Genomic DNA, 23,555 nt, shown 5'->3' on the forward strand with positions numbered 1-23,555 from the left:
CGCCTATTCCACATACAGCACCAATCCCTTCAGATATTCCCCTTCGGGATGATAGATATTCACCGGATGGTCGGCAGGCTGCGTCAATTGGTGCAGGATGCGCACGCTACGTCCGGACATGGCGGCAGCCGTAAAGACAGCTGTGCGGAAATTTTCCTTGCTGACAGCCTGCGAACAGGAGAAAGTGAACAGGATGCCTCCCGGTTTGATTTTCTCGAAAGCTTTCACATTCAGTTTGCGATAGCCTTGCAGGGCATTGCGCAAGGCATCCCGGTGTTTGGCAAAGGCGGGTGGGTCGAGGACAATCAAGTCATACTGGTCGCCCATACGGTCCAGATATTTAAAGGCATCCTCGGCAAAGGCAGCGTGACGGCTATCACCCGGGAAATTCAACTCTATATTCTTATTGGTAAGGTCAATCGCTTTGGCGGAACTGTCTACAGAATGTACCAGTTTGGCATTGCCACGCATGGCATAAACGGAGAAACCGCCCGTGTAGCAGAACATATTCAGTACCGAGCGCCCGTTTGCATAGCGTTCCAGCAAAGAACGGTTTTCGCGTTGGTCTACAAAGAAGCCTGTCTTTTGTCCTTTCAGCCAGTCGATGTGGAACTTCAGTCCATACTCCATGGCTACGTTGTCCGTGCTGCCTCCTTTCAGGAAACCATTCTCCGGATAGAGGTCGGCTTTGAAGGGCAAGGTCGTTTCTGATTTATAATAGATGTTCTCTATCTTGTCACCCATCACTTCGCTGAGGGCTTCGGCTATCTCCATGCGGTCGAGGTGCATACCGGCCGAGTGTGCTTGCATCACGGCGGTGCGTGCATAGATGTCTATTACCAATCCGGGCAGATTGTCTCCTTCGCCATGTACCAGTCTGTAAGTATTGTTGGTAGGATTCCCGGCAATGCCGATGCTGCGTCGCATCTCATAGGCAATGCTGAGTTTACGTTTCCAGAAATCGGCATCGATGTTTTCGTCCTGCCGGAAAGAAAGTACGCGCACGGCTATACTACCGATCTGGAAGTGTCCTTTGGCGATAAATTCCTTCTTGGAAGTGTAGATTTCAACTACCTCGCCTTCTTCGGGTTCACCGTCAAAGTGGGCGATGGCACCGGAAAACACCCAGGGGTGAAAACGTTTCAATGACTCTTCTTTGCCTGATTTGAGATATACTTTGTACATGGTTGGAGATGATTATTAACTATTGATTATTTCTTCTTTTTCTTCGTCCGGTGCCAGTTCGTAGTCACCGCTGATTTTTAATTCCTGCAATCTGTTGTAGATGTTGAGGCAAGCCCATGCGTCTGTGGCTGCGTATTGCTTCTGAGGCTCAGTCAGGTGTTCGGCTTCCCAGTTTGAAAGGCGTTGTGCCTTAGATATTTTTTCTCCGAACAGTATACCGTAAATCTTCTGCAAACTTTTGTCCTGTATGCCAAATATGCGGACATACTCTTGCAGTTCGATGCAGGCACGTTGTTCGAAAGGGGCGCGTTTGTGCAACATCATGAAGTCGTCCCGCAAGGAAAGGCCGATTTTGGTAACCGACGGACTTTCCAGTAATGAAATGATGGGAAGCGTCAGTCCTGTCAGGTTCAGGCGGAACAGAAAGCAATCTTCTTCCGAAGATACTTGCAGCAGGGCTACCTTGTGCGATTGCCCTTTGGTGAATGACGGACGTGTTTCGCTGTCGATTCCCAGCAAAGGATATTGCTTGAGGTAGGTTACAGCCTTTTCGGCTTCCCAGGGGGTCTGGACAACGTGTATCCGTCCCGGGAAGAGTACTTTCGGCATATTTTTGATCGTTTCTTTATTGATTGTTCTCTTGATAACCATAATTTATCTTTTTATTCGTGATGATGGTGACCATGACAATGGCAATCATCATCGTCGCAATCGCAATGGTCATGGTGGTGTCCGTCGCAATCGCATTCGTCGTCGTCAAAATCCTCGTCTTCCGTTTCTTCATCGTCAGATTGGTGGTACTTCACGTCGTGCAGGGCGCGGAGGGTGTTCACCAATGTCTGTCCCCAATATTCCCTGAACTGTTCCTGGCAGATGACCAGGGAGTCGTTCATGGTTTCATTCAGGCCCAGCTGGAAGACAAAAATAAAGTCTTTGATGGCCTGGTAAATATCCGCCAGGTCTTCGGAAATATTCTTTTTGATGGGCTGGTCGCTGTAGACCATATCTTGTATGAATACGTCCAGATAATCGTCCTTATCGGCGAGGATGCCGGCAAGGTTGATGCGGAGCACTTCATACGTCTCTTCCGTTACATAACTTTCGGGTGCTTCGTCACCGAGCATTTCGGTTTCGGGCAACATAGCTGCCTTGAGGTAGAGTAGTGGGAGTATCTTTAATGAGGTATCGACAAATATATCACGTTTCATCGTCTCCGCCTGTTCCAGGAACTTGCAGAACTCAGCGGCTACGGTGACGAATTCCACTACATTACGGTCGAATATCACTTGGCTTTCTTTTTTCATATATGCTTGATTTGGAACGCAAAGATAGTGCAAACCGAATGCAGTAGCAAATTTATTTGCATTTTGCTGAGGTGCGGCCTATTTTCGCAGAGCAAAGGTATGAAAAAGGTTTGTTTCTTCCTAAGAAAGTAGCTTATACCTTAGATACTTTTGTTTATTATCACATGATATTCGTTTCCCCGTTTTTTTCTCCGGTTGCTGATTCCGAATTTGTGAGTGCACGTCCGAAGTAGGCCACTTTGTTGATGGACAGCCGGTCCTTGGTCTTTTTTTTGTAGAAAAGAGATAATTTCCATAGGGGTCATCCATACACCTTCTTCTCCTTCTGCCGCTGCGCGGAAGTGGCAGAGGAAAAGCTGTTCCAGCTACCTGAGTTCAAGTTATAAAATGCGACAAACGATTTCATTGGCTTTATTGCCCTAAACGGATAATTTGTTTCTCCGTTTCCATTCCACCGAGTATCCCCCAACCGTTGTTTATGTTGCAATGTATTTGTATTGCTTCCGTATAAGCATCTTGATCGGTTATCCGGTAGAGCATAATAGACTTGAGATAATAATATAAATCGCGTGTAATAGACTGCAACTCGATAACGGCGTGAGGGTGCTCGCCAAGCCTCAAACGGGTTTCTATCGAAAAAGTGTATTTTTTGCCGTTAAACAAATGATCATCGAATACATTGGAAAAGTAAGCAGCCCATCCACCATAGCTTTTAGTTAGTTGCTCATTCATGAAGATAACATCAGATGAAGAATAAATATCGCTGTATTGCAATATCTCTTCTGAATCATCCGCTCTTTTGTCGTATGCGATACTTCTCACTTTTAAGCGGTAATAGTTAGATTCATTACCCGGATCAGTGATACGAAGTGTAATGCGAGCTACTGTATCTTGTGACATGTCAGACAAAGAACCTGAACTTGTGTGTCCTTTTTCATAATATTTCTCACAGTTTAGTACTTCTAATTGTTGGATACCCGGAACAACTGTTTCGGCAAAAGCGGGTTCTAAACCATCTGCTTTTACACGTAGTGCTATGTGATCACCACTTTTGGGGATATAATCACTTGTATAATTAAAGTGTAAGGGGGTGTAGCGCATGGTGTATTTTTCTTGCCCATTGACAGTCAGTTCTACTTCAGCTTCGGACATGACAGCTTCTTTTTCATAAAAAGGATCAGGGCGTGTTTCGTATTCCCAATAATCCATATAATTGAGAGCTGGTACCTCCGTGAACAGATATGCACGAGAAATTGATGCAGTGAAAACTGTATCTGTAACGGCCAGAGCATTAATTGTAATGCCTTGTAATTTACTATCACCTTCTTGAAAGTCTATCACGTGTTCACATCCCCATATTATGAGAACGGACATGCAGGCTATCATTAATGTTCTGAAATTCATAACGTCAAAATTTTAAGGTGTAATTTAATGAGGGCATGAAGGGGAACATACAAATCCCCTTTAGCACTGTCTTGTTTTTCTCATACCCGATATAGATATCCGACACATTTTGCCGATTATAGAGGTTATAAATGGATAATCCAAGAATACTTTCTCCTCTCTGGTGCTTTATAGAGTAATTTGCGCTGACATCTAATCGGTGAATATCAGGGAGTTTATAGCCATTACGCTCAGAGTAGGTGTAATAACGGGAAAATTTACGGAAATAAGCCACTCCGTCGGGGCCATCACCATACCGGTCACCGCCTAAATGCGAGTCACCGGAAGAGGCTTGTCCGTATGGGTCGTATTCATCCAGTTTTCCGCCATACATAGCTGTAGTAGCCAAAATACCTCGTCTGCCGGTTTGATAGGTCCATGCCGCAGAAATCTCCCAATGTTTCTTGAAACGATGTAATATCACGATGTTCAGATTGTTACGACGGTCATTTCCTGCATAGAATTTCTGTCCGCTACTTATCTCTTGCCCTGTACGAGCATATTTTCTTAATGATTTTGACCATGTGTAGCCTATCCAACCAGTTGTGTTCCCTATCTTCTTTTGCAAAAGCAATTCAGCTCCATAAGCGTATCCTTTACCTAATGCGATCATTTTCTGCCAGTTGCCCGAAGAAGTCATATAAGAAGCACCCTCACGATAATCCATTACATTGTCTGTCAGCTTGTAATATCCTTCTATTGAAAAAGCTATGTCTTTACTCACTGCATAATTGTAGCCCAATGCCCATTGATCTGCTTTCATCAGTGGAATGTCTCGGGTAATAGGTATCCATAAGTCGGAAGGCATTACCAGATTGCTACTGCTCAAAAGATGAATGCCTTGCGCCATACGGGCATAAGAAAGTTTCAGTGCCATATTATCAGTCAATAAGTAGCGTAGAGAAGCTCTGGGTTCTATCGACTGGAGTGTTTTGCCTTTCACGGCAAACAATGTGTAGCGTAATCCCACGTTTATTTTCCACCGTTTTGCCGGCATCCAATCATCTTCTACATAGAAAGCTACGGTTTTCAGATTTAGCTTCTCTCCTAACAGAGTGTCTACCGATTGCTCTTCTTCCTCATAGTGGTCATCCAACCATGCTTTGGTGTATGTCCGTTTATAAACATCCACTATGGGGGTGAATTTTTGCAGAGAGATTTTGGCCCCCCAGCGAAGATTGTGCCGTATCTGCGGCGTGTAATGGAAGTCTACCGCTAATGCTGCATCGTCAATACCTGAATTGTATTGCACATAAGAATTCTCTTCATACAAGCGAATTAGCTTTTCTGAAAGAGCGTTGGTTACATCGTCTTTGCGGTTATGAATTCCGGATGTCATCTTTAGCCGGTAATTGTATCGGCTGTAACTCAGATTAGTATTTATCGAGAAATGTTTATTGGTTACATGCGTCCAAAAGAGGCTTGAAACAATGTTTCCCCATATGTTGTCAGTTGAATTAGCTTTCTGGTTGTCATATTTGTGCATGCTGGTGCCATCTGCATGGTTCTCGTTAATTCGATACTGTTGCCTGCTGTCTGTTGGCGCCGAATTATTCACGTCTTTTCCCAAATAGAAGACAGCGGATATTTTGTCTTTAACAGAAAACTTGTGTACCAGTTTAGCATTGATATCATAGTAATTCATATGTGAATAGGGTTGTAGAACGTTCGGCTTATCATATACTTTTTCTAGCATAGGTTGTACTATAGCGTCAAAATAAGATAAACGTGCCGCCACATTGAACGAAGTGGTACCTTTGCGAATGGGACCTTCCAAGTGCACTCTTGATGATAGCATGCCCAGACTTATAAGTCCTTGATAGTTTTCAAAGTTACCTTCTTTCATGCCGATATCTACCACACTCGAAAGCCGTGCGCCATAGCGTGCCGGAAAAGCGCCTTTATAAAAGATGATGTTCTCAATCATATCTGTATTCAGTGCAGACACAAAACCTTTCAAATGTTCGGAATTATATAGAGTGGAGCCATCTAATATTATCAAATTTTGATCATAATTACCACCTCTCACAAAGATACCGGCAGTGCCGTCGCTGGCAGACTGCACGCCAGGTAGTCGTTGCAAAGCTTTCATAACATCTACTTCGCCAAATAAAGCCGGTAACGCTTTGACTTGTGCTACTGGAAGCTCTACTGCACTCATTTGTGAATTATTTACTCCAAAATCACGTTTGGGAGCATATACTTGTACGTCTGGTAGACGGTTGTCTTGAACCATTTTAATCACAAGCAGAGTATCTTGTCCGGGTGATAGAAGGTGCGTCTGTGTGGTATATCCCACATAACTGAAAATTAGCTCTATCGGTTTGTGCGGTGGAAAGTGGAATTTGAAGAACCCGGCATTATCCGTCGTCTGGCCGTATCTTTCGGATTTAGAATAGACATTGGCTCCCTGTAGTGCTGCACCGGATACTGCATCTTTCAGATATCCGGTGACTGAAACTGTTTGTGCACCAAGCTGCAAATTGCTTAAGAAGAACAGCCATACAGTTAAAAGAAACGCTTTCATCGCCATTTATAGTTGATTTCCTAACCCCTTCTTTCTTCTCAAAACAGTATTTTCATACCCGCCATGCCACAGCCGGTACTGCCTGCGCCACCTTCGGCAAAAAGAGCCAGATGTTTTGCGAAGTTCCACTCCACACCTATCGGCATCACTTGCCAAGCTATGCACTTATCGTTTTCCATAGTGGTGGAAGATGAATCCAAACCCTCAGATGAGGGCTCAAAAAGGGTCATTTTCCCTTTTTTTACTGACATCAATCCGATGCCTGCACGTGAATAAAAAGAAAATTGATTTAACCGGAGCCAGGTATATTTGCCGGTAAACATCACTGTGTGGCATGTGTTTTTGATTTCTGCCAACGGTATGGATGAGCCCAAAACAATATCCCGTTTCACCGTATTATAAGAATAAGAAATGCCGATTGCCAATGGATCAGAAACATGAAACAGATATCCTATGTTAATTGTACCGGAAAATTTCTTATTATTAGTGGAGTATGGGGCATTTACAGTGGCATTCACTGGTAGATTCGGTTCGGGAACAGACGCTATCGGCGCTAAACCGTAACTTACAAACAATTCATGTCTCACTGTGACTTCCTGAGCATGTAGTATTACTGCAAGCAGCAGGGTGAATAATGATGATAGAAGTTTTTTCATACATGAACAATTGTTGTGCTCCTTGCTAAAAAGGTGCGTTATATAATATATTATCTTTAGTAAAAAAGTGCAATAATTTTACGTAGAATTTCATACAGCTCTTTATTCGCAGCTCATTTAATCTCCCTTTTGTTCATCTTGCTAGCTTTCTCTAGTAATATATAGTTTTTAGATAATACACAAAGCAATAGTTCATGCAAACCCTTACTGTATATCGTTTTTCCCAAATATATCAAATAAATGCTAATTTTAATCAAGGTGGGCTGCTTTTTGTATTGTTTTAACATTGTAGTTTGGGTGTCATTTTGATACTTATTTCAGTATAGCTTCTGATTCAGAATTATGTTATATAGCTGTTCTAATGCTTGCCACCACTATGTTTTTTACTACTGATCGTCTGTTATGTATCCTAAATAGTGTAAGTATGCAAGTGAAAGCATATATAAACAGTGAAGATAGATGGCAAGTTTGTTTGTGAATGTGATTGTTTTCTTGCATCTTCTAAAGAATCTTTAGAAGACAAGGTTGAGAAGAGAGCAATATTTTTATTACTTTTGCACCAATCTATCATTCATTTACTAAGGAATTCTATTTCATGGCTAAGAAAAATTCTACAAAAGATACGGAGCAATCTCTTTCCTTGTTTGGCAAAATAAGGGCAATCTTCAAAAACGAAACCATTCACTTTATTGTCGGACTGGTACTGGTCATATTTTCAGTCTATCTATTGCTGGCCTTTTCTTCGTTCTTCTTTACGGGGGCGGCGGACCAGAGTATTATCGACTCCGCTAACTCACAGGAACTGGCTTCCGTCAATAATGGTGTGAAAAACTATGCCGGTTCGCGCGGTGCGCAGTTGGCAAACTATCTGATTAATGATTGCTTCGGCATTTCATCTTTCTTCATTCTTGTGTTCCTTGCGGTGGCAGGATTGAAGCTGATGCGTGTGCGTGTGGTTCGCCTCTGGAAATGGTTTATCGGCTGCTCGTTGTTGCTGATTTGGTTTTCTGTCTTTTTCGGTTTCGCGTTTGTGGAACAGTATCAGGACTCTTTCCTGTATCTGGGCGGTATGCACGGATACAATATCAGTCGTTGGCTGGTGTCGCAAGTCGGTACGCCGGGCGTGTGGATGATTTTGCTGGTGACTGCTATCTGTTTCCTTATCTACCTCAGTGCGCGTACTGTCATTTGGTTGCGTAAGTTGTTCAGTCTCAGTTTTCTGAAACGCAAGCAGAAAGAGGAAGAAGAAAAAGAAGAGGGGGAAACACCGGAAGAATTTACAGACTCCTGGACGGCAAAGGGGAAGAAAAAGCCTGTTCCTGCTTCGGAAGTGGCGGAAACTGATATCAAGGAAGATGAAACTCCCGTTGAAGTCCCTGAACCTGTGGAAGAACCGGAGAACGAAATAACACTGGATTTAGGTGGTGTGACTGAAAAAGAACCTGTCAAGCCGTCTCATGGGGAAGTATCCATGATAATAGAAACTCCTGCTCCGGATCCTGTGCCTCCTGTCGTGGAGAAACCTGCGGTTGCCGAGCCCAGTTTTGAGGTGGAGACTGTGGAAGATGAAGAATATAAAGGTCCTGAAAAGGAGCCGTATAACCCTCGTCTTGACCTTGAGAATTATCGTTTCCCGTCCGTCGACCTGATGAAACATTACGATAATGCCGAGCCTACCATCGACATGGCGGAACAGAATGCCAATAAAGATAAGATTATAAACACATTACGCAGCTTCGGCATTGAAATCAGTACGATAAAAGCGACTGTAGGTCCTACGGTGACGCTGTACGAGATTACTCCGGAACAAGGTGTGCGTATCTCCAAAATCCGTGGTCTGGAAGATGATATCGCCCTCAGCCTCTCGGCATTGGGCATCCGTATCATCGCGCCTATCCCCGGAAAAGGAACCATCGGTATTGAAGTGCCGAACTCCAACCCGAAGATTGTTTCGGGACAAAGCATCATCGGAAGCAAGAAGTTCCAGGAGTCCACTTATGATTTGCCGGTTGCCTTGGGTAAGACGATTACCAACGAGGTCTTCATGGTTGATCTGTGCAAAATGCCGCATATGCTGGTTGCAGGTGCCACCGGTCAGGGTAAGTCGGTCGGACTGAATGCCATCATTACTTCCCTGCTTTATAAGAAGCATCCGGCGGAATTGAAATTTGTGCTCGTAGACCCGAAGAAGGTGGAGTTCAGCATCTATTCGGTGATTGAACATCACTTCCTCGCCAAATTGCCCGACGGGGAGGATGCCATCATTACGGATGTGACCAAAGTAGTGCAGACGCTGAATTCTATCTGTGTGGAAATGGATACCCGCTACGACCTGCTGAAAGCTGCCCATGTGCGTAATATCAAAGAATATAACGAGAAGTTCATCAATCGCACGCTGAACCCCGAAAAGGGACATAAATTCATGCCGTATATCGTGGTGGTGATTGACGAGTTCGGCGACTTGATCATGACGGCAGGTAAGGAGGTTGAATTGCCTATTGCCCGTATCGCCCAGTTGGCGCGTGCGGTAGGTATTCACATGATTATCGCTACGCAACGTCCGACCACGAATATCATTACGGGTACAATCAAGGCGAACTTCCCCGCACGTGTCGCGTTCCGTGTGTCTGCCATGATAGACTCACGCACCATCCTCGACCGTCCGGGTGCTAACCAGCTGATTGGTCGCGGTGATATGTTGTTCCTGCAAGGGGCTGACCCGGTGCGTGTGCAATGTGCCTTTATCGATACCCCGGAAGTGGCGGAAATCACTAAATTCATTGCCAAGCAGCAGGGCTATCCTACGGCATTCTATCTGCCCGAATACGTAGGCGAAGATGGTGGCAGTGATTTGGGAGATGTGGATATGGGGCGTCTCGATCCGCTGTTTGAAGACGCTGCCCGCTTGATTGTCATTCATCAGCAAGGTTCCACTTCACTTATCCAGCGTAAGTTCGCTATCGGCTACAACCGTGCAGGACGATTGATGGACCAGCTGGAGAAAGCCGGTATTGTGGGACCGGCGCAAGGCAGTAAAGCGCGTGAAGTGCTCTGTGTCGATGAAAACGACCTGCAAATGCGGCTGAACAATTTACTGTAATTCCTGTTAAATAAATGATGAAGAATGTTCTTTTAGTTTATATATGTTTGTTCGGCCTGTTGCTTCCGGTTTCGGCGCAGCAATTGGATGCCAAAGAGATATTGGACCGTACGACTGATGCTTTTCGCCAGGCGGGAGGCATACAGGCGGAGTTTACTGTCCGGACTTATGCAAAAGGTGTGTTGGAAGGGACTTCTACCGGAGTCATCCGTCTGCAAGGAGAGAAATTTCAACTGGAGGCTGACGGAGTGAAGACCTGGTTTGACGGTCGTACACAATGGAGTTACCTTACCGGCAGTGATGAAGTGAACGTTTCCGAACCTACTCCGGAAGAGTTGCAGAGCATCAATCCTTATGCCTTATTGTCTATTTACAAACAGGGATACCATATAAAGTTAGGTAAGACGAATACTTATGGTGGTAAATCAGCCTATGAGGTGATATTGACGGCTACTGACAAAAAGCAGGATTTGCAATGCGTCATTCTCTATGTTGACAAAGCCACTTTCCGCCCTTTGTGCATTAGTATGACACAAAAAGGGGGAAGTAGCGTGGCTATCCGCATAACGTCTTATAAATCGGGACAGGTTTATAATGACAGTTCTTTTACTTTTGACAAGAAGGCTTATCCGACTGCGGAAGTGATTGATTTAAGGTAAGGACTATCTGTCTCAGAATAACGGATACTTCGAGATCTGAATAATTTATGATATAAGTGTTGAAATACTAAATAATAGAATGATTATGGAAACAGAAAAAGTAAAATGTCTGATTGTAGGTTCTGGCCCTGCCGGCTATACGGCTGCGATTTATGCGGGACGTGCTAACCTTTCTCCGGTGCTTTATGAAGGATTGCAGCCCGGCGGTCAGTTGACGACTACTACGGATGTGGAGAACTTTCCCGGTTATCCGGAAGGTATCAGTGGCCAGCAATTGATGGATGATTTGCGCAAGCAGGCGGAGCGTTTCGGTGCCGACCTGCGTTATGGTGTTGCTACGGCTTCTGATTTAAGCGCAGCTCCTTATAAAGTGACGATTGATGGAGAAAAAGTGATTGAAACAGATACATTGATAATTGCCACAGGTGCTACGGCTAAATACCTGGGACTGGAAGACGAAAAGAAATATGCCGGTATGGGTGTCAGCGCATGTGCCACTTGTGACGGTTTCTTCTATCGTAAGAAAGTGGTAGCTGTGGTTGGCGGCGGTGATACGGCTTGTGAAGAGGCTGTCTACCTGGCCGGACTGGCAAAGAAGGTTTATCTGATTGTGCGTAAGCCTTTCCTGCGTGCTTCTAAGATTATGCAGGAGCGTGTGATGAAGCATGAGAATATTGAAGTGCTGTTTGAACATAATGCGGTAGGGCTGTTCGGGGAGAATGGTGTGGAAGGTGTTCATCTGGTGAAACGTATGGGTGAAGCGGATGAAGAACGTTACGATCTGGCTATCGACGGTTTCTTCCTGGCTATCGGTCATCAGCCGAATTCGGACATTTTCAAGGCTTACCTGGATACGGATGAAACGGGTTATATCATTACCGAGGGGGACAGTCCGCGTACGAAAGTGCCGGGTGTGTTCGCTGCCGGTGATATTGCTGATCCTCATTACCGTCAGGCTATTACGGCTGCGGGTAGCGGTTGTAAAGCTGCGCTTGAGGCAGAACGATACCTTTCTTCCAAATGTCTTCTCTGATTTCTGACAGATAAAGAAAGAGGCTGTGCAGCATTTTGGCACAGCCTCTTTTTCTTTTAATATCTCTCTTTTTTATTAGTACACCTCTATTTCGTCTACATATAAGTCCGAAGGAACAATATCTTCCGGTGTGTCTTTGCGGCAGTCTATGCCGTTACGCAGAGTTCCGCCACTCTTTAAGGTCACTTTAATATAGCGTGCCTCAGTCGGAGTGCATTCCACAGTGTCGGTGAACATCTTTCTGCCATGTTCAGGATATTCGCGGGTGGTATAGGAGGCTTGCCCTATTTCTTTGAACTCTTTGCCATCATTTGATACCTCTACGCGGGCAGCACTTGCAGGAAGTACGCGGAAAGCGGGGTTATAAAACGTTCCGAAAGTTACTTTACTGATAGTGACCGGATTCTCCATGTCAACGGAGAATATGAGTTCATTGTTGTTTTTCTCGTTCAGGCTGAAAGCTACCCACGGTGTGAAAGAAGCGATGTTGCCGCGTTTGCCATTTGTCAGCCCCAGCGTAGTGGTGTCTGCACCTAACACGTCATTCTCTCCGATGATGTCGCCGTTCATCCAGCCGCAAGGCGGAACCGTAGTGTATTGTTTTCCGGCTATCAGGTTTGCGTATAGCTTTTTACCGTTCACTTTTCCCAGCATCTTGCCATCCTTGAAAGCAGCAGCCTGCAAATCGATACTGCCTTCCCAGATGAATGGTTCGGTGTAGAGGTCGGACTTGGCGGTCGGGGCACTTCCATCGGTTGTATATCTGATTTCAGCGTCGGGATAGAATGTCTCCAGCACAGCTTTCAACGTGCCGTCGTAAACATGAGTATTGATGTTCACATCAAAGAAATTGCGGCAGGCTTTCACATTCATGGCGTCCATACGTTCGAAGTCTTCTACCATACGGCTCCGGAAGCAATCCCAATTTTTCCTGTTATTCTGCGTCCAGCCTGTTTCAGCTATGGCTACGGCACGGGGGAATGCCTGATAGTCACGGCGTTCGTCATTCTGCATATATTCGTTCCATATATTGCCTTGCACACCGATGATATGTTTCTTTACCAATTCTTCCGAATCATCAGGAACAGGGTTGTAGCTATATGTTTTCTTCAGCGTCTGATATCCGCCGATGGTGGTGGGTGCTGTTTCCGGTTCTTCCTGGTATTGATCCAGATATGCGTAGGGACTTGGAGTCATGATGGCATCGTGTCCGGCTTTCGCAGCGTTTAAGCCGCCCTGCACTCCGCGCCATGACATGACTGTGGCATTGGGAGCCAGACCACCTTCCAGAATCTCGTCCCAACCGATGATGTTCCGTCCTTTGCTGTTGAGGTATTTCTCCATACGGGTTATGAAGTAGCTTTGCAGCTTTTCTTCTTTTGTATGCTTCTTGCCGTCAACGGCATTCGGGGTAGTGTCGTCTTTCAGACCTAATTTCCTGATTAGTGCCTGGCAGTGGGCGCAATTTATCCAGGCGTCTTTAGGACATTCGTCACCACCGATATGGATATATGAACTGGGGAACAATTCCATGACCTCATCCAATACTCCCTCCAGGAACTGGAACGTTTCTTCTTTGGGACAGAACACTTCTTCGAATACTCCCCATGTGCCGGTTACTTCATAAGTGGTGTCCGGCCTGCAAGATAGTTCGGGATAAGAAGCCAAGGCGGCGATGGCGTGTCCCGGCATCTCTATTTCGGGGATGACGGTGATATATTTGCTTGCTGCATAGGCCACTATGTCTTTTATTTGCTCTTGCGTGTAGTAACCTCCATGCTCTTTTCCATCGAAGATTTGCGGCCAGTTGACATAGTAATAGTCTATCAGTGTCTCTTTCCGTTTCGAACCTACCTCTTGTAGTTTCGGATATTTCTTGATTTCTATCCTCCAGCCCTGGTCGTCTGTCAGATGCCAGTGGAAAGTGTTCATCTTATGCATGGCGAGCATATCGATGAATTTATAAATATAATCGGTAGTGGAGAAATGACGGCAGACATCCAGCATCAGACCACGATAGGGGAAACGGGGAGCATCTTCAATTTCTACGGCAGGCAGAGACCAGTCGGCACGTTTCACGGTTTCCTTTCCATAAATGGCAGGGGGCAACAGTTGATACATGGTCTGTACGCCATAAAAGAAGCCGTTGGGATGGGATGCTGAGAGGGTGATTTCATCCGGAGCGATGGATAGTTTATATCCCTCCTCAGGCATTCCGTCTATCGTAACAAAACGGATGTCAGGCTGTTCCGCATTCTCTTGCGGACTGGCTTGCAGGGAGATACCGGAGATTAGCTGGATACGGGCAATCAGGCTGTCTGCAATGGCTTGCACTTCAGGAGTACAATCGGCGGTGACGACAGATACTTTATTGCTCAGTTGGAAACGCCCTTCCTGAGGGGTCATTTGATTAGGCATCGGAACGACGTTATACTCGTTCACTACCTCTTTTTGGCTTTGCTGACAACCGGGGGAGGTTAGCAGCAAACTTGCTAAAAGCAAGGAACTTAGTCCTTTTTTCATGGCATTAATGTGTGTTAAGTTTATAAATTGGATCTTTATCCTATTTTGCTTATTTTCTTCAGCTTTTCTTCGTCGATGATTTTTATCTTGCGTCCGTCAATGGTAATTAATCGTTCTGTAGAAAATTGTGACAAGGTGCGGATAGCATTGGAAGTTGTCATATTGGATAGATTTGCCAAGTCCTCGCGTGACAGGTAGATGCTGAGGGTAGAACCATCTTCTTCCAGTCCGTAACTTTCTTTGAGGAAAAGGAGCGATTCGGCCAATCTTCCGCGGATATGTTTTTGAGTCAGGTTGACAGTGCGCTCGTCGGCAATGCCCAGGTCGATGGATAACTGTTTGATAAAGAATAAGGCAAGGTCATTGTTTTGTGCTACCAGTGTAGTGATTGCACTCATTGGTATCAGACAAATCAGAGAGGGTTCGAAAGCTGCAGCGGCAGTAACATAGTCTTCTTTGGCGAAGTAGGCGCGGTAACCGAAGTATTCAACGGGTTTAATCATGCGGATAATCTGGCTTCTTCCTCCGACACCATCCTTGTAAATCTTGACTTTTCCACTCAAGAGGCACATGAGGTATTTCGGGGTCTCACCTTCGCAATGAATGACTTCATTTTTCTTATAATTCTGGAGCGTAAAATGGTTAGCGAGAAATTCCCGCTGCTCTTCATTCAGGGGCTCCCACATATCGGCTATCAGCTCCGGAACGTTCACGTCTGACAAATTCATTTTTACCATAACTGCTGCAAAACTGTGTTATACAGCACAAATGTAAAAAGAAAAAATTAAATATTGCACAAAAGAAAGGAAAAGATGCAGTTTGAGGGTGTGAAAATGATAGTTTAGCGGCAAAGCCGCTAAACTATCATTTGGTAAACAGCAGTTCCCTATATTTCGGCAACGGCCATATTTCATCATCGACTTCCATTTCAAGATGATCGATGTGGTCACGAATCTTTTCCAGATACGGGCGGACATTCTCCTCATAAGCAAAAGCCTTATCTTTGTAGCAATCCATGTGGTTGGCTACTTTACGGGCTTCCGTCATTTCGCGTACCAAAACCTTAATGGCGGTTACACGCTTGGATATTTCACGTATCAGCTCTTTGCGGTCGGCGCTCAATACTTCGTATTCTTCGGGAGAGAAAATCTCCTTGAGCCCGCGTAAATTCTCCAGCAGGCGGTTTTGGTAGCTGACTGCGATGGGGACGATGTGATTGATGGCCAAATCGCCTAATACACGGCTTTCGATTTGCACTTTCATGGTGTATTTCTCCAGTTCCACTTCCAGGCGGCAGGCAAGTTCCGTATCATTAAAGATGCGTTCGCCTATCAGTACGGAGCGGGATTGATTATCCGTGTAATGCATCAGAGCCTCGGGCACGTGGCAGATGTTGGTCAGCCCGCGGCGGGCGGCTTCCTCTTTCCACTGATCCGAGTAACCGTCACCTTCGAAGCGGATGGCTTCGGAAGCGATGATAGTCTCCTTTAAAACGCGGAAGATTGCTTCATCTTTGCCGATGCCTTCTTCCATCAGCTTATCAATGGATGCCTTGAATTCATTCAGCTGGTTGGCCATGGCAGCATTGATGGCAATCATGGCGGCGGCACAGTTGGAAGAAGAACCGGCGGCGCGGAATTCAAAGCGGTTACCGGTGAAGGCGAACGGAGAAGTACGGTTGCGGTCCGTCGTATCGAGAAGAATTTCGGGAATACGTCCGATTCCTAATTTAAGGGTTGTTTTTTCTTCTGCCGTCATTTTGTCGTTGCCTACCTGGCGTACGATATCATCCAGAATGGCGGATAATTGTCTGCCCAGGAAGATGGACAAGATGGCGGGGGGGGCTTCATTAGCGCCCAGACGGTGGCTGTTGCCCGCACTCATGATGGAAGCGCGCAGTAAGTTCTGATTTTTGTAGACCATCATCAGGACGTTCACCAGGAAAGTGAGGAAAAGCATATTTCCTTTCGGATTCTTGCCGGGTGCGAAAAGGTTGATGCCTGTGTCGGTGCAAAGCGACCAGTTGTTATGTTTTCCCGAACCGTTGACACCGCTGTAAGGCTTTTCATGCAGCAAGACGGCGAAGTTGTGTTTACGGGCGATACGTTTCATCAAATCCATTACCAACTGGTTGTGGTCGTTGGCAAGGTTGGCATTTTCGAAGATGGGAGCCAGTTCAAACTGATTGGGAGCCACCTCGTTGTGCCGTGTTTTTGCCGGGATTCCCAGTTTATGGCACTCTATTTCCAGCTCCTTCATGAAAGCTGTCACCCGTGGCGGGATGGAACCGAAATAGTGGTCTTCCAGTTGTTGGTCTTTGGCAGATGAATGTCCCATGAGTGTACGTCCGGTCAGACATAAGTCGGGGCGGGCGTTATACAGTGCGGAGTCAACCAGGAAATATTCTTGTTCCCAGCCCAGGTTGGTGAAGACACGGGTCACATTCTTATCGAATAGCTGGCAGATTTCTGTGGCAGCCTTGTCTACGGCAGCAAGCGCTTTCAGCAATGGAGTTTTGTAGTCCAAAGCTTCACCGGTGTAAGAGATGAAGATGGTGGGAATACACAATGTGGTATCTACCACAAAAGCGGGAGATGAAACATCCCATGCAGTATATCCGCGGGCTTCAAATGTATTGCGGATGCCTCCGTTGGGGAAAGAAGATGCATCCGGTTCCTGCTGGATGAGCAGTTTGCCGGAGAAACGTTCGATTACGTTTGAATTTTCTCCGAACTCGATAAAGCCGTCATGCTTTTCGGCTGTACCGTCTGTCAGAGGCTGAAACCAGTGGGTGTAATGGGTCACATTAAGGGATTTAGCCCAACTTTTCATACCGTTTGCAATCAGGTCTGCCACTTCGCGATTGATGGGAGTACCTTTCTCAATGGCATCTGTCACAGCTTTGTAAGCTTCCCGGGGGAGATATTCCTGCATCTTTTTACGGTCGAACACATGGCTTCCGTAGTAATCGGATAATTTGTTCGAAGGAGTAGTCACTTCAAGAGGGCGTCGGTTGGCAAGCTCTTGCAAGGCATAAAATCTCATTTTTGACATATTAGTCTTCCTTTTTTGGTTGTTGGGCGCAAAATTATATGTTTTTTCTGAAAGTACCCCTATGTTTTGAGGGGTATTCTTTGAAAATTGTATGTTTTTTCTGTATGTACCCCTAATTTTGTGGGGTGTTCTGTGAGAAAGTGCTTTTTACATTTAATGATTTATGTCCTTTATCTGTGTTAGCGGTGTATCTGAACCGTATTACTTCTGTAATTTCTTCTGTATTTTTTCATGTTGTTTCTTAAAAAAAGAGGTATTTCATCGTTTTACAACCTTTTTTTCTATATTTGTCCCTATATATTTGGAGGTAATACGGTTGAGACACATCATATATATAGGAACCTTACTATGCTTTTTGCTTTCTGTTTCTCTGAAAGTGCATGCATCTTCTATGCCTTCTCCTTATGATATAAAATCGCTCTCGGCGGACTCTATCATGAAGAAAGTCATCTTCTTTGCTCCTTTTTACGAAACTATCATCGACGATTACCGGGCGGAACTCTATATTAAAGGAAAGGTGAATATCCGTAAGAAAAACCATATCCTCCGCTTTATTCCCACGATGTTCCGTATCAGAAAGGGGGTACGGGAATATCTGATGGAAACATATAGTGATCTGCATTTTACCGCTCCCGATATTTATGACCAGAAAATAAAAGCCAGTGTCGGCACTTCTTCCGAGTTTTGGGAGTTGGACGGGCGTTTGCCGGAATATTTTCATGTCAATATCTATGCTTCCACCTTATTATATGATAAGCTTCTTTCGCCTTTGGCCCCGAATGCGATGAAGTACTACTCTTATCATATAGATTCTGTCATGGGGAAGATGCACGAATTGCAGTATAAGATCAGTTTCAAACCGAAAAGTAAGAGTTTCCAATTGGTTAGCGGACACATGGTTGTGAGTGAGAATGTTTGGAGCGTACGCGAAATGCACTTTATCGGACGTTCTGAAATGCTGCGTTTCAACAATATGATACGTATGGGTGATGTGGGCGAGTCGGATGAATTCTTGCCTGTGCATTACGATGTGGATGCTACTTTCCGTTTTCTGGGCAATGTGATTGATGCCAATTATATTGCTGCCCTTGATTATAAATCCATCATTCAGAAAGATCCTTCCCAGTTGGAGCGAAAGCGGTTGAAGAGCAAATACGATCTGTCCGAGTCCTATACGCTGCGCACCGATACAAATGCTAACAAGACAGACAGTGCTTATTTTGCGAGTTTACGTCCTATTCCGCTTTCTTCGCATGAGCAGGAGTTATATCAGGATTTCTTTCTGCGCCGTGATACTTTGCAACGATATAAGAAGCCTAAAAATAAGAATCTGGAATTTTGGGGACAGATCGGTGATGCGCTTATCAGCCGCTACACTGTGGATCTTTCGAAAATGGGAAGTGTGCGTTGCTCGCCGCTTATCAATCCGTTCTTGTTGAGTTATAGCGGGAATAACGGTTTTTCATACCGGCAGGAATTCAAGTACAATCGTCTTTTTACGGGTGACCGCTTGTTGCGTATTGTCCCCAGGCTGGGTTATAACTTTAAATATAAAGAGCTTTATTGGTCGGTCAGGTCGGACTTCGACTACTGGCCACGCAAACGTGCGGCATTTCACGTGAGTGTGGGCAATGGGCACCGTATTTACAGTAGCCGGATGTTGGATGAGCTGAAAAATATGCCTGACAGTATTTTCGATTTCGATCGGGTGTATCTGGATTATTTCAATGACTTGTATCTGGAGGTGCGCCACAGTTGGGAAATCGTAAACGGCTTGTCGTTGGATCTCGGTTTCTCGATGCATAAGCGTACAGAGGCGAATCGTTCGTTGTTTGTCACTACAAAGTCCGTCCAGTCGGAGTCGGAGAAGGAAGAGGGGCCTACCACTACTCCTCCTGCATGGGAAGAAAAGATGCGTCATTCATATAATAGCTTTGCCCCGCGTGTACGTCTTACGTGGACTCCCGGTCAGTACTACTATATGAATGGTGACCGAAAAGTAAACTTGCATTCCAAATATCCCAGTTTTTCGGTAGATTGGGAGAGGGGCATTGATGGGGTCTTTAAAAGTACCGGTACGTATGAACGTATCGAGGTAGATATTCAGCACTCCATTCCTTTGGGATTGATGCGCGATTTTTATCTTCGTTTCGGGTGGGGGGCTTTTACCAATCAGAAAGATATATACTTTGTGGATTTTGCCAACCTGACCCGTTCCAACCTTCCGGTCGGTTGGAATGATGAGATTGGCGGTGTTTTCCAGTTGCTTGATGGGCGTTGGTATAACTCTTCCCGCAAGTATCTTCGTGGTCACTTGACGTATGAGTCCCCTTTCTTGTTGCTGCGCCATTTGGTGAAATATACGCAGCATGTGCTGAATGAGCGTCTTTACCTGAATGCATTAGTCATGCCGCATCTGAATCCTTACGTTGAGGTTGGCTATGGCATCGGTACAAATATTTTCGACTTTGGAGTTTTCTGCAGCTTCGCCAATTGGAAATACCAGGAAATAGGTTGTAAATTCACGTTCGAGTTGTTTAACCGATGATATGTGAATAAGTCTAATTTGCACTTTTCCCTTATTAACTTCCTTTAGATTTTACCTGTTTATATGTTATTGTAGTTTTGAAAAAAGCTGTTTTGTGTTCTATAACATGCAATGACGTATGTGTTGAAAGTATTCTATTTTCGTTGATTTTCAGCTGCTTAGTTGGTGTTGACGTATTGATAACGTATTCTGAATTTTGAATTGACGTATTTAAGAATGGGTACTTCAAGTTGCTTTTACGTTCATTTATCATATGTTTGCAGTGTTCAAATGAGAACAAAACCGAGAATTGTTAATCTTAATTTAGTGAAACTTATGAAAAAGTTATTATCAGTTTTATTTTTACTAAGCTTTACCTTATTAGCTTCTGTGTATGCGCAGGATATACAGGTAAAAGGTACGGTGGTAAGCGGTACGGACAATGAACCCTTGCCTGGAGTAAATGTGGTGGTGAAAGGTAATGCCGCTACAGGAACAATCACCGGTATAGACGGTGAATTTACTTTGTCGGTTCCTTCCGACGCAGTTCTTTCCATTTCTTATATAGGGTTTAAATCACAGGACATTTCGGTAAATGGCAAACATGATTTTAAAATCGTGCTGCAGGAAGATGCGGAAGCGCTGGATGAAGTGGTGGTGGTAGGTTACGGTGTGCAGAAGAAGAGCGTGGTAACGGCAGCTATCAGTCGTGTTAGTGCTGAAGAACTGAATGCATCGAAACCTTCACGTGTGGAAGATGCTTTGAAAGGTAAGGTTTCGGGGGTTCAGATTACTCAAAGTTCTGGTCAGCCGGGATCAGATTCCAAAGTGCGTATTCGTGGTATTGGAACTGTCAACAACTCAGATCCGTTGTATATTGTTGACGGTATGGCGGTAGATGGCGGTATCAACTATCTGAATCCGGTAGATATTGCTTCTGTTGAAATTCTGAAAGATGCGGCTTCTGCTGCTATTTATGGTGCTCGTGCTGCTAATGGTGTAGTATTGGTAACTACGAAAAGTGGTAAATCAGGTAAGACTACCATTAATTATGACTTCAGTTATGGCTGGCAGAATCCGTGGAAGAAGAAGTCAGTGCTGAATGCTACTGAGTATATGACAATTATGAATGAGATGGATGTGAATGATGGTAATCTTCCCCGTTACACGAAAGATCAGATTTCTAAGGCTGGCAATGGAACCGACTGGCAAGATGAAACTTTCAATTATGATGCTCCCATCCAGCAACATCAAGTAAGTATCAATGGCGGTAATGACAAAATGCAATATTTTCTTTCTTTAGGCTATTTCAATCAGGAGGGTATTGTTGGCGGTAACTATGGTAAGTCGAACTATGAACGTTGGAGTTTGCGTTCAAATTCTACTTATACTGTATTTGAAGATGATAGTCGCAAATTTTTGAACAAGTTGAAGGCGGGTGTGAATATCGGTTATTCAAGAGGAACTTCTACAGGAGTTGAGACAAACTCTGAGTATGGTTCAATCTTGGGTAGTGCCATTGCGTTTTCTCCACTGGTTTCAGTTTACGCTTCAAAAGAAGAGAGTGAAGCAATCCTGAAGCAATACCCGACGGCAGTAACCGATAAAGATGGCAATGTATTTTCCTTGCCTCCTTCGGGATATCAGGAGTTGGCTAATCCTGTGGCAATGTTAAACTCACCTGAACTTACTAAAAACAATGAAGATAAGTTTGTCGGATCATTTTGGGCGGAACTTGATATTCTGGAAGGTTTGAAGTTTAAGAGTAGCTATGGTGCCGACCTTGCATTTTGGGGTGTTGATGGCTACGGCTTTGAATACTACATGGGCTCTATGAAAAAGAATGAGCAGAGTTGGGTAAACAGTGAAATGAACCGTGGGTTCAGATGGCAGGTGGAGAACGTATTGACCTATTCTAAAACTTTTGCGGAAAAACATAATCTTTCCGTTGTATTAGGTCAGTCTGCATCCAAATATACGGCACGTACATTGAAAGGTTGGGATTATAATCTGTTGGAGACCGATCCTCTTAAAGCTAATATCAATTCTGCTATTGGCGACCGTGACAAAGAGCGTGTAGAAGGCTATACGGACGACGGAGCTGATTTCGCTTCTTTGGCTTCTTACTTCGGTCGTTTGGACTATAACTATAATGAGCGTTACATGGTTCAGTTTACATTACGCCGTGATGGTTCTTCACATTTTGGCGCTAATCATAAGTGGGCTACTTTCCCGGCTGTATCTGTGGGATGGAATATATGGAATGAACCTTATCTGGAAAATGCCAAGCCAACTTGGTTTGATACCTTTAAACTTCGTTTCAGCTGGGGTAGGAATGGTAATGAAAAGATTGGTAACTTCCGCTATGGCTCTTTGATGGATGGTGGTCAGAACTACTATTTCGGTGGTGGTTATGTTGTATCAAGTGAGGGTAAGACCGGAGTAATGCAATACGGTTCTTCACCGGCAGCTCTTGGTAATCCTGATATTAAATGGGAGGAATCCGAGCAGATTGACCTTGGTTTTGATGCCCGTTTCTTTAATAATGCTTTGAGTTTTGGTTTTGACTATTTCAAGAAGAGAACAAATGGTATGTTGATGGATAAACCTATTCCTTCTTATGTGGGACAAAGTGCTCCGATGTCTAATTTGGGTGAAATGGAAAACTGGGGGCTTGAGTTCGAATTGGGGTGGAAGCAGCAGATAAAAGACTTCTCCTATCATGTCAGTGCCAATGCTTCATATTTGAAAAATAAACTGATAAAGTTGGGTAATGCATCCGGTGAAGCTAACTATGAAAATGCCGGTGCTTCCGGTGTTGGCGACTATGTTCATGGTAAGAATGGTGAAATATGGCCTTATTTCTATGGTATGAAGACAAATGGTTTGTTTCAGAATCAAGCCGAAATCGATGCTTATGTAAATTCTAAAGGTGAAAAGATGCAGCCTGAAGCTCAGCCGGGTGATGTTCGTTTTGTAGACTTCAATAATGATGGTTCTATCGATGATAATGATAGAACGAAAATAGGTAAAGGCATGCCTGACTGGAGCTTTGGTTTCACTTTGGGGGCTGAATGGAAAGGCTTCGATTTGAATTTATTTTTCCAAGGAACTGTTGGGAATGACATCTTTGACTTTGCACAACGCGGTGATATCCCTGCTATGAACCGTCCGACTTGGATTATGGACAGATGGCATGGTGAAGGAACCTCGAATTCCATTCCTCGCATGACTTCCACTAATCCGAACAAAAACTGGCGTTCTTCTGATCTGTATGTGAAGGATGGCTCTTATTTACGTCTGAAAACAGCTCAGTTGGGATATACATTGCCGGTTAAATTGACCCGTAAATTTTCCGTTCAACGTTTGAGAGTATATGTATCTGCCGAGAATTTGCTCACATTTACCGGTTATGACGGGTTTGATCCGGAATTGGCTTCAGGTAATTATACCACATTAGGTGTTGATAAAGGCATCTATCCGCAATCAAGAACTATTTCTGTGGGTGCAAACATTTCTTTCTAACTTTATAAAAAATGATATG

Annotated in this window: 15 protein-coding genes; 5 read left to right on the forward strand and 10 right to left on the reverse strand. The window is 44.5% G+C overall.

The window, feature by feature from the left end; all coding sequences use genetic code 11:
• Window positions 1-3: 3 nt before the first annotated feature.
• The 7 genes from BUC01_RS16995 to BUC01_RS17025 all read right to left on the reverse strand — a co-directional run bounded on the left by BUC01_RS16995 (window position 4) and on the right by BUC01_RS17025 (window position 7,115).
• Complete coding sequence (locus tag BUC01_RS16995; protein WP_025833863.1) at window positions 4-1,185, reverse strand: class I SAM-dependent rRNA methyltransferase; 1,182 nt, start codon at window positions 1,183-1,185, stop codon at window positions 4-6.
• Between the two features lie 15 nt (window positions 1,186-1,200).
• Window positions 1,201-1,836, reverse strand: coding sequence for a 3'-5' exonuclease (locus tag BUC01_RS17000; protein ID WP_025833861.1), 636 nt, complete (start codon window positions 1,834-1,836; stop codon window positions 1,201-1,203).
• An 11-nt stretch (window positions 1,837-1,847) separates the two neighbouring features.
• Window positions 1,848-2,489, reverse strand: coding sequence for a DUF5063 domain-containing protein (locus BUC01_RS17005; protein ID WP_025833859.1), 642 nt, complete (start codon window positions 2,487-2,489; stop codon window positions 1,848-1,850).
• Between the two features lie 140 nt (window positions 2,490-2,629).
• Entirely contained in the window at window positions 2,630-2,854 is a 225-nt protein-coding gene (locus tag BUC01_RS26240) for a DUF3874 domain-containing protein (RefSeq protein WP_081795835.1), read from the reverse strand.
• A 46-nt stretch (window positions 2,855-2,900) separates the two neighbouring features.
• Window positions 2,901-3,893 carry a DUF4249 domain-containing protein gene (locus BUC01_RS17015; RefSeq protein ID WP_081795834.1) on the reverse strand — a complete coding sequence of 331 codons (993 nt, stop codon included), beginning with the start codon at window positions 3,891-3,893 and terminating at the stop codon, window positions 2,901-2,903.
• 4 nt (window positions 3,894-3,897) lie between these two features.
• Window positions 3,898-6,459 carry a TonB-dependent receptor gene (locus BUC01_RS17020; protein WP_034524592.1) on the reverse strand — a complete coding sequence of 854 codons (2,562 nt, stop codon included), beginning with the start codon at window positions 6,457-6,459 and terminating at the stop codon, window positions 3,898-3,900.
• Window positions 6,460-6,497: 38 nt separating this feature from the next.
• The gene (locus BUC01_RS17025; protein WP_073314317.1) at window positions 6,498-7,115 is read right to left on the reverse strand and encodes a porin family protein; all 618 of its coding nucleotides are present in this window, start codon (window positions 7,113-7,115) and stop codon (window positions 6,498-6,500) included.
• A gap of 595 nt (window positions 7,116-7,710) precedes the next feature.
• Between BUC01_RS17025 and BUC01_RS17030 the strand changes: the two genes are divergently transcribed.
• The 3 genes from BUC01_RS17030 to trxB all read left to right on the forward strand — a co-directional run bounded on the left by BUC01_RS17030 (window position 7,711) and on the right by trxB (window position 11,907).
• Window positions 7,711-10,215 carry an FtsK/SpoIIIE family DNA translocase gene (locus BUC01_RS17030; protein ID WP_025833851.1) on the forward strand — a complete coding sequence of 835 codons (2,505 nt, stop codon included), beginning with the start codon at window positions 7,711-7,713 and terminating at the stop codon, window positions 10,213-10,215.
• 14 nt (window positions 10,216-10,229) lie between these two features.
• On the forward strand, window positions 10,230-10,874 hold the full coding sequence (locus BUC01_RS17035; protein WP_034524591.1) for an outer membrane lipoprotein periplasmic chaperone LolA1: 645 nt from the start codon (window positions 10,230-10,232) through the stop codon (window positions 10,872-10,874).
• An 85-nt stretch (window positions 10,875-10,959) separates the two neighbouring features.
• Entirely contained in the window at window positions 10,960-11,907 is a 948-nt protein-coding gene (gene trxB, locus BUC01_RS17040) for a thioredoxin-disulfide reductase (RefSeq protein ID WP_034524596.1), read from the forward strand.
• Window positions 11,908-11,982: 75 nt separating this feature from the next.
• Here the strand turns inward: trxB and BUC01_RS17045 are convergent, their stop codons facing one another.
• From BUC01_RS17045 to BUC01_RS17055, 3 genes are all read right to left on the reverse strand, one after another.
• The gene (locus BUC01_RS17045; RefSeq protein WP_025833847.1) at window positions 11,983-14,430 is read right to left on the reverse strand and encodes a glycoside hydrolase family 20 protein; all 2,448 of its coding nucleotides are present in this window, start codon (window positions 14,428-14,430) and stop codon (window positions 11,983-11,985) included.
• A 35-nt stretch (window positions 14,431-14,465) separates the two neighbouring features.
• Complete coding sequence (locus BUC01_RS17050; RefSeq protein WP_025833846.1) at window positions 14,466-15,167, reverse strand: Crp/Fnr family transcriptional regulator; 702 nt, start codon at window positions 15,165-15,167, stop codon at window positions 14,466-14,468.
• Window positions 15,168-15,294: 127 nt separating this feature from the next.
• Window positions 15,295-17,484: a glutamine synthetase III family protein gene (locus BUC01_RS17055; RefSeq protein ID WP_073314318.1), complete on the reverse strand. Its 2,190-nt coding sequence runs from the start codon at window positions 17,482-17,484 to the stop codon at window positions 15,295-15,297.
• 391 nt (window positions 17,485-17,875) lie between these two features.
• Between BUC01_RS17055 and BUC01_RS17060 the strand changes: the two genes are divergently transcribed.
• Window positions 17,876-20,032, forward strand: coding sequence for a DUF5686 family protein (locus BUC01_RS17060; RefSeq protein ID WP_394363922.1), 2,157 nt, complete (start codon window positions 17,876-17,878; stop codon window positions 20,030-20,032).
• Window positions 20,033-20,347: 315 nt separating this feature from the next.
• Window positions 20,348-23,536: a SusC/RagA family TonB-linked outer membrane protein gene (locus BUC01_RS17065; RefSeq protein ID WP_073314325.1), complete on the forward strand. Its 3,189-nt coding sequence runs from the start codon at window positions 20,348-20,350 to the stop codon at window positions 23,534-23,536.
• Window positions 23,537-23,555 lie beyond the last annotated feature (19 nt).

Source organism: Bacteroides stercorirosoris, from assembly GCF_900142015.1.
Lineage (GTDB): Bacteria > Bacteroidota > Bacteroidia > Bacteroidales > Bacteroidaceae > Bacteroides > Bacteroides stercorirosoris.

Bases quoted from the DNA above. Each gene is read 5' to 3' on its own strand.
- BUC01_RS17030 (WP_025833851.1), top strand. From the start codon at position 7,711: ATGGCTAAGAAAAATTCTACAAAAGATACGGAGCAATCTCTTTCCTTG.
- BUC01_RS17005 (WP_025833859.1), bottom strand. From the start codon at position 2,489: ATGAAAAAAGAAAGCCAAGTGATATTCGACCGTAATGTAGTGGAATTC.
- BUC01_RS17015 (WP_081795834.1), bottom strand. From the start codon at position 3,893: ATGAATTTCAGAACATTAATGATAGCCTGCATGTCCGTTCTCATAATA.
- trxB (WP_034524596.1), top strand. From the start codon at position 10,960: ATGGAAACAGAAAAAGTAAAATGTCTGATTGTAGGTTCTGGCCCTGCC.
- BUC01_RS17060 (WP_394363922.1), top strand. From the start codon at position 17,876: ATGCCTTCTCCTTATGATATAAAATCGCTCTCGGCGGACTCTATCATG.
- BUC01_RS17035 (WP_034524591.1), top strand. From the start codon at position 10,230: ATGATGAAGAATGTTCTTTTAGTTTATATATGTTTGTTCGGCCTGTTG.
- BUC01_RS17050 (WP_025833846.1), bottom strand. From the start codon at position 15,167: ATGGTAAAAATGAATTTGTCAGACGTGAACGTTCCGGAGCTGATAGCC.
- BUC01_RS16995 (WP_025833863.1), bottom strand. From the start codon at position 1,185: ATGTACAAAGTATATCTCAAATCAGGCAAAGAAGAGTCATTGAAACGT.
- BUC01_RS17000 (WP_025833861.1), bottom strand. From the start codon at position 1,836: ATGGTTATCAAGAGAACAATCAATAAAGAAACGATCAAAAATATGCCG.
- BUC01_RS17065 (WP_073314325.1), top strand. From the start codon at position 20,348: ATGAAAAAGTTATTATCAGTTTTATTTTTACTAAGCTTTACCTTATTA.
- BUC01_RS17025 (WP_073314317.1), bottom strand. From the start codon at position 7,115: ATGAAAAAACTTCTATCATCATTATTCACCCTGCTGCTTGCAGTAATA.
- BUC01_RS17020 (WP_034524592.1), bottom strand. From the start codon at position 6,459: ATGAAAGCGTTTCTTTTAACTGTATGGCTGTTCTTCTTAAGCAATTTG.
- BUC01_RS17045 (WP_025833847.1), bottom strand. From the start codon at position 14,430: ATGAAAAAAGGACTAAGTTCCTTGCTTTTAGCAAGTTTGCTGCTAACC.
- BUC01_RS17055 (WP_073314318.1), bottom strand. From the start codon at position 17,484: ATGTCAAAAATGAGATTTTATGCCTTGCAAGAGCTTGCCAACCGACGC.